This window comes from Paraglaciecola sp., assembly GCF_030730205.1.
GTDB lineage: Bacteria > Pseudomonadota > Gammaproteobacteria > Enterobacterales > Alteromonadaceae > Paraglaciecola.
The window spans coordinates 1-6,321 of record NZ_JANQVQ010000009.1 but is presented as its reverse complement, the minus strand read 5'-3'; the positions used below and the strand labels follow the sequence as shown (position 1 = coordinate 6,321).

Sequence of the window (6,321 nt, the reverse complement as noted above, 5' to 3'; positions counted from 1 at the left end):
CCATGAAGTGGCGCCCCCTTGGGATGATGATGATCGCCCCAGAGAAAGAGAACCAGAGCACACTATTACTACCAGTGAAATAAGCTCAGATGTAAACACAGACAGTGTAGTAGAAGCTTACCAAGCCCTTGATGCTCATGGTCATTTAGGCTTAGACGAGTTAGGCGAGGTGACAATTGAAATCCCGCTCTTTCTAGCAGATCAACAAAAAGTCATATCGGCCATTCAAGTGGATGAATGGAGTCAGCTAATTGATAGTATGCAAATTACCGCTTTAACCAAACAGCTTGCTTTGCATTCTTCATTTGAAAAAAACGCTGATACCGTGAAATTAACTCTGCTAGCAAGTAAAGAGCACTTGGATACTCCCTCAGCTAGGGAGCAAATAGGCAATGCGCTCAAAACAGCTTTAAACGCTGACATAGTGCTTGAAATTGAATTGGGCCACCCCATTAATACACCTTTTGCCATACAGCAAAAAGTGAATACCTTACGACAAGAATACGCCGAACAAGTTATTAACAACGATGCAAGTATCAGACTCATGCAAGAGTTGTTTGCGGCTAGAGTTGATAACAACAGTATTGTTGCAAAATAAGCCCTTACAGGCTGAATATTTCATTTAAGAAGAGAGAATTATTATGTTTAAAGGCGGTATGGGTAACATGATGAAACAGGCTCAGCAGATGCAAGAACGCATGCAAAAGAGCCAAGAAGAACTTGCTTCAATCGAAGTCACTGGTCAATCAGGTGCTGGTTTAGTAAAGGTAACCATGACCTGTAACCATGCTGCTCGACGAGTAGAGATTGATGAGAGCTTGATGCAAGACGACAAAGAAATGATTGAAGATCTCGTTGCTGCTGCAATCAATGATGCTGTGCGTAAAGTGCAAGAAACCACAAAAGAAAAAATGGCTTCCGTTACCGGTGGTATGCAGATGCCTCCCGGCTTCAAGATGCCGTTTTAAGCACGCTGACACTGACGCCATGCAATTTAGTCCTTTGATAAAAGAGTTAATTGACGCGCTCAAGATACTCCCTGGAGTAGGCCCTAAGAGCGCACAGCGTATGGCGTTTCATTTGCTGGAGCGTAATCGTAAAGGCGCGCTACAGTTGAGCTCGGTCTTGCATAATGCCATGGAACACGTAAAACACTGCCAGCAGTGTCGTACTTTTTGTGAAAATAGCTTGTGTGAAATTTGTGCCAACCTAGAGCGGCAAAGCTCGCCTTTACTGTGCATTGTCGAGTCGCCACAAGATGTATTGGCGGTTGAGCAAACATCTGAATTTAAGGGCCGTTATTTTGTATTAATGGGGCATTTGTCTCCGATTGACGGTATTGGTCCTACTGATATTGGGTTAGACCAACTAGATAAAATTTTGCAAGTGGGCGACATTAGTGAAGTCATCCTCGCCACAAATCCTACGGTTGAAGGGGCAGCCACGGCCCATTATATTGGTCAAATGTGTAAGACCTTGCAGATCCAGGCCACCCGAATAGCCCATGGTGTTCCTGTGGGCGGCGAATTAGAATTTATTGATGGCAATACTCTCACGCATGCTTTTAGTGGTCGTCGCGCAATCTAGTCACAGACTAAACGTACTTTTTATGCAGTAATCGCACATTCTTAATGACTTAATGACTTGAAATAAATAAGTTCATCCCTATCTCCTGACTATCAAAATTTGTAAACAAACCCTAGGAGATTTAGTCCATGACTGATGCTGTTCATCAAGAGACTCACGGCTTTCAGACTGAAGTAAAACAACTTCTTCAGCTGATGATCCATTCACTTTATTCAAATAAAGAGATCTTTCTTCGAGAATTGATATCTAATGCTGCTGATGCAGCGGATAAACTGCGTTTTAGAGCATTATCAAATGACAGTTTGTATGAAGGCGATGGTGATTTACACGTTAAATTAAGCGTTGACAAAGAAGCGGGTACCATCACTATTGCAGACAATGGTATTGGTATGAGTAAAGCCGATACCATTGAACATTTAGGGACTATCGCAAAATCGGGTACCAAGGAATTTTTCGGTAAATTATCAGGCGACCAAGCCAAAGATTCACAGCTTATTGGCCAATTTGGTGTTGGTTTTTATTCAGCCTTTATTGTTGCGGACAACGTAACGGTGCGCACACGTGCGGCGGGTGCCGATAAATCTGCAGGCGTTGAATGGCAATCAGCAGGTGAAGGCGAATTTACCATCGCAGATATCGAAAAAGCTGAACGTGGAACCGAAATAATCTTACATCTTAGAGAAGATGAAAAAGAGTTTTTAGATGATTGGCGTCTGCGCTCTATTGTCAGTAAATACTCTGATCACATCAGTATCCCGGTTAAGATGTATAAAGAAGAAGTGCCTGCGCAAGAAGCGCCCGAAGTAGACGGCGAGAAGGGTGAATCTATTCCTGCAGTACCTGCGCATTGGGAAGCAATTAACAAAGCGACAGCTTTGTGGACACGTGACAAATCTGAAGTGTCAGATGATGAATACAAAGAGTTCTACAAGCATATTTCACATGATTTTGCCGATCCAATGGTGTGGGCGCACAATAAGGTAGAAGGTAAAACCGAATACACTAGCTTGTTATATATTCCGAGCAAAGCTCCTTACGATTTGTGGAACCGCGAGCAAAAGCATGGTTTGAAATTGTACGTGCAACGCGTTTTTATTATGGATGACGCAGAGCAAATGCTGCCTAACTATCTGCGTTTCGTGAAAGGCTTGCTTGATTCTAACGACCTACCTTTGAATGTCTCTCGTGAAATTTTACAAGATAACAAAGTGTCGCAAGCAATGCGTCAAGGTTGTACCAAGCGTGTGCTACAGATGCTTGAGAAAATTGCCAAAAATGACGCTGAAAAGTATCAAACATTTTGGGGCGAATTTGGCAACGTGTTGAAAGAAGGCCCTGCTGAAGATTTCGCCAATAAAGATAAGATTGCTGGTTTGATGCGCTTTGCCTCTACCCACAATGATTCTGATGTGCAAAATGTATCTCTGGCTGACTACATTGGCCGTATGCAAGAGAAGCAAGAGAAAATTTACTACATCACCGCAGATAGTTATAAAGCGGCAAAATCAAGCCCGCACTTGGAGATCTTCCGTAAGAAAGGCATCGAAGTATTGCTCATGTCAGACCGCATTGATGAGTGGTTGATGTCTCATCTCAATGAGTTTGAAGAAAAATCTTTGCAATCAATCACCCATGGTGCATTAGATTTAGGTGATTTAGATGATGAAGAAAGTAAAAATGCGCTAAAAGAAGCAGAAAAGCAAGTTTCAGGTTTAGCTGAGCGTGTTAAAGCTGCATTAGGCGACAGAGTAAAAGACGTTAAGTTTACGCATCGTTTAACTGACTCGCCTGCGTGTATTGTTGCAGATGAGAATGGTATGACAACCCAGATGATTAAGTTGATGCAAGCTGCAGGTCAACCAGTACCTGAGGCTCAGTACCATTTTGAGCTAAACCCAGAGCATCAATTGGTGAAGTTATTAGCAGATGTCCAAGATGAAGAGCAATTTGGACAGTGGACAGAGGTGCTATTTGACCAAGCTGCATTGTCTGAACAAGGCAGTTTAAAAGACCCAGCCACCTTTGTGCAGAATTTAAACAAGCTACTAATGAACTTAGTTAAATAGTGCATAAAAAGCGATGTTTGTGTTATTAAAAGCGGGCCTTAGTGCCCGTTTTTGTTTCAAATAGGTAAAACAAAAGAAATTGTCAATTGAATGCTGCTTGTAAGCTTAATATTCTTGTAACATCAAGAGTGAATGTGTAAAGTTGCGGGCTTATATTTTTTGCAGGGTTACAGCAGAGGACACAGTATGCGCATTATCCTTCTCGGAGCACCGGGTGCAGGTAAAGGAACTCAAGCTCAATTTTTAATGGGCAAATATGGGATCCCTCAAATATCTACTGGCGACATGTTACGTTCAGCCATTCAAGCAAAAACCGAACTTGGACTTGCCGCAAAGCAAGTTATGGATGAGGGTAAACTTGTTTCTGATGATCTGATCATCGGTTTAGTGAAAGAGCGTATCTCTCAAGAAGATTGTGCCAAAGGGTTCTTGTTAGACGGCTTTCCTCGCACGATCCCACAAGCAGATGCCATGAAGAACTCAGGGATCAAAGTTGATCATGTTATTGAATTTGACGTTGATGACGAAATTATTGTCGAGCGTATGAGTGGACGAAGAGTGCACCCTGGTTCTGGTCGTGTATATCATTTGCGTTATAATCCGCCAAAAACTGAAGGTATCGACGACGAAACTGGTGAGGCTCTGGCTATCCGTCCTGATGACCAAGAAGAAACAGTGCGGAAACGTCTTGGCATTTATCATGAACAAACTAAACCCTTAGTTTCTTATTATACGACTGAGGCTCAAGCGGGTCACTGTCAGTATCATAAATTAGATGGTACACAAGCTGTAGAGCAGGTAAGCCAACAACTGGCGGAACTACTCGGTTAAGTACAATTGTATTACTGTAGTTGAGCCCACGTTTTGTGGGCTTTTTTATATTTAATTATAAAGAGAGCGAGACATTAGCATGCATACTCCTGTGACAGCTTTTTATGGCGGCCTGTTGGCGCTATTCTTTTTTTATCTCACCATCCTTGTTATCAACGGTCGTTTTTCTAAAAAGATAGCGCTAGGGGATGATGGAGATAAACATTTTTTACAATTGATACGCTCGCACGGTAACTTTGCTGAATATACGCCGCTCATCTTAATATTGCTGCTGGTGGCAGAGTTAAACGCCACTCAGCCTCTGTGGTTGCATATTATGGGGAGTAGTTTACTGTTAGGTCGCATTTTGCATTCATTTGGCTTACGTAGACATGCTGGCACAAGTTGGCAGCGAATTTCAGGTATGTTGTTAACGTTTGTTGCATTGATATCTGGTGCGGTCCTCAATCTATTGCTGTTGTATTGAGTTGCTCGGTTCATTTTTTACTACATAACTAAAAACGGCGCTTATCAGCGCCGTTATTTGTTCCACCTTCAATCTTTACTGATTGTTTTCGAGTAACTGAGAGCCAATCTCAATTTTTCTAGGTTTCTTTGCTTCAGGTACGACGCGCTCTAGTTCAACATGAAGTAGGCCGTGTTCCATATCAGCTGACAGCACTTTAACGTGGTCTCCTAGTTGGAATTTACGTTCGAAACTGCGTTCTGATATCCCTTTATGTAAAAACTTACGCTCTTCGTCTTTGCCTGGTTTTGTTCCAGTAACTTGTAGCGTGTTTTCGATGACTTCGATGGTAACTTCGTCTTTTGAAAATCCAGCGACAGCCATGGTAATTCGGTACTTATCTTCTGCTAACAACTCAATGTTATAAGGGGGATAAGTGGATTGTTTTTCGTTTCTGCTCGCATTGTCGATCATAGAAGCTAAGTGATCGAAACCAATGAATGAGCGGTATAGTGGAGTGAGATCGATGTTACGCATGGTTATATCCTCGTATTTAAGCAATATATAAATGTTGTGCCCCGACTAGCGGCGGCGGTTTAGTTTTTTACGTTGTAGACCCTTTCAGCGACTACATAATCTATATATGTTTGAGTCGATATTTTTCAATGCAAAAATAAAATTATTTTTAAAATTATTTTTAAGTTATTGAAAAGTATAGTTTTTATATTTCAATGTGCGTTTTGCAAATGCAGTTAAATGAGGGGTTTTAAAAAACGCGTTTTTCGGGGCAAATAGCTATTGTCTGGATCAAGTGAAACTAGCACGCGAACGGCCTTACCTTGAATCTCATGTTCTGAAAAAAAGCCAAATACTCGAGAGTCTGCGCTGTTATTTCGATTATCACCTAGTAATAAAAATTGGCCCGGGGGAACACGTACCGCGTCAAAGTTGTCCATTGGCTCTGCAACAGGCATTAGTTGTACAGCATGAGATTTTTCAGCTAATTGTTCGATCAAAACATGACTCGAGGCGGTATTCTGATAAGAAACCATCCTACCATTTACAACAAGTTTGTTATCTCTCATTGCTATCATATCGCCTGGCAAACCAATCACGCGTTTAACTAATCGAGTATCGGCAGCGCTAGAGTTGAGGGTGACAATATCCCCGCGCTTAGGTTTATCGATATCGAACACAGTCATATTGGTAAACGGTAATTCTAAACGATATGCCATCTTGTTGACTAAAATCCGATCGCCTTCAACGATGGTAGGCTGCATGGATCCCGTTGGTACTATATACCAATCTGCCAGACTGCTACGTGAGGCGAAAAGAGCCAGCAGTACCATCAAAAAGCTTAGATTTTGTTTAAGTGATTTTGCGATTTTTATG

Annotated in this window: 8 protein-coding genes; 6 read left to right on the top strand and 2 right to left on the bottom strand. The window is 41.9% G+C overall.

Going from position 1 to position 6,321, the window contains the following annotated elements; genetic code table 11:
* The 6 genes from NWQ57_RS00760 to NWQ57_RS00735 form a co-directional block, all read left to right on the top strand.
* Window positions 1-598, top strand: a 598-nt coding sequence (locus NWQ57_RS00760; RefSeq protein ID WP_306020015.1) for a DNA polymerase III subunit gamma/tau C-terminal domain-containing protein, incomplete at its 5' end; no start/stop codon positions are given.
* 43 nt (window positions 599-641) lie between these two features.
* A complete protein-coding gene (locus tag NWQ57_RS00755; protein WP_306020014.1) occupies window positions 642-968 on the top strand; it encodes a YbaB/EbfC family nucleoid-associated protein in 327 nt (108 codons plus the stop codon).
* Window positions 969-987: 19 nt separating this feature from the next.
* Window positions 988-1,587, top strand: a complete 600-nt coding sequence (recR, locus tag NWQ57_RS00750; RefSeq protein ID WP_306020013.1) for a recombination mediator RecR — start codon at window positions 988-990, stop codon at window positions 1,585-1,587.
* Window positions 1,588-1,715: 128 nt separating this feature from the next.
* Entirely contained in the window at window positions 1,716-3,653 is a 1,938-nt protein-coding gene (gene htpG / locus NWQ57_RS00745; protein WP_306020011.1) for a molecular chaperone HtpG, read from the top strand.
* A gap of 186 nt (window positions 3,654-3,839) precedes the next feature.
* The gene (gene adk / locus NWQ57_RS00740; RefSeq protein WP_306020009.1) at window positions 3,840-4,484 is read left to right on the top strand and encodes an adenylate kinase; all 645 of its coding nucleotides are present in this window, start codon (window positions 3,840-3,842) and stop codon (window positions 4,482-4,484) included.
* Window positions 4,485-4,563: 79 nt separating this feature from the next.
* The gene (locus NWQ57_RS00735) at window positions 4,564-4,950 is read left to right on the top strand and encodes an MAPEG family protein (RefSeq protein WP_306020008.1); all 387 of its coding nucleotides are present in this window, start codon (window positions 4,564-4,566) and stop codon (window positions 4,948-4,950) included.
* A 75-nt stretch (window positions 4,951-5,025) separates the two neighbouring features.
* On the opposite strand, the gene NWQ57_RS00730 is transcribed toward NWQ57_RS00735, so the two are convergent.
* Together NWQ57_RS00730 and lepB are read right to left on the bottom strand one after the other, a co-directional pair.
* A complete protein-coding gene (locus NWQ57_RS00730) occupies window positions 5,026-5,466 on the bottom strand; it encodes an Hsp20 family protein (protein ID WP_306020006.1) in 441 nt (146 codons plus the stop codon).
* A gap of 215 nt (window positions 5,467-5,681) precedes the next feature.
* Complete coding sequence (lepB, locus tag NWQ57_RS00725) at window positions 5,682-6,320, bottom strand: signal peptidase I (protein WP_306020004.1); 639 nt, start codon at window positions 6,318-6,320, stop codon at window positions 5,682-5,684.
* Window position 6,321: the final 1 nt, after the last annotated feature.